The sequence below is a fragment of the Pseudomonas brassicacearum genome, assembly GCF_003732265.1.
GTDB classification, from domain to species: domain Bacteria; phylum Pseudomonadota; class Gammaproteobacteria; order Pseudomonadales; family Pseudomonadaceae; genus Aquipseudomonas; species Aquipseudomonas brassicacearum_D.
The window spans coordinates 1-557 of the sequence record NZ_MOBK01000320.1 but is presented as its reverse complement, the minus strand read 5'-3'; the positions used below and the strand labels follow the sequence as shown (position 1 = coordinate 557).

General features: G+C 58.5%; 1 protein-coding gene. It reads left to right on the top strand.

Translation table 11 applies throughout. From position 1 onward, the window contains the following. Positions 1-557: YcaO-like family protein (locus BK660_RS31480; RefSeq protein WP_185045316.1), on the top strand; the 557-nt coding region annotated here is incomplete at both ends.

Here is a 557-nt window from a genome sequence, read left to right as displayed (position 1 = left end):
CATCGCCAACATGTCGGGGATTCTCGCCGACCTCGGGATGAAGATCGAAATCGCCTCGTGGCGCAACATCGTGCCCAACGTCTGGTCGCTGCACATCCGCGATGCCCATTCGCCAATGTGCTTCACCAACGGCAAGGGCGCGACCAAAGAGGGCGCACTGGCCTCCGCGCTGGGCGAATTCATCGAGCGCCTGAACTGCAACTTCTTCTACAACGACCAGTTCTGGGGCGAGGAAATCGCCAACGCCGAGTTCGTTCATTATCCGGACGAACAGTGGTTCAAACCGGGGCCGAAAGACGAGTTGCCGAGCGAGATCCTCGACGAATACACCCGTAAGATTTACAACCGTGACGGCGAGTTGCGTGGCTCGAACCTGTTCGACACTAACTCCGGCAACACCCAGCGTGGCATCTGCTCGCTGCCGTTTGTGCGCCAGTCTGACAATGAAGTGGTGTACTTCCCGTCCAACCTGATCGAAAACCTTTACCTCAGCAACGGCATGAGCGCTGGCAACACCCTCGCCGAAGCGCAGGTGCAGTGCCTGTCGGAGATCTTCG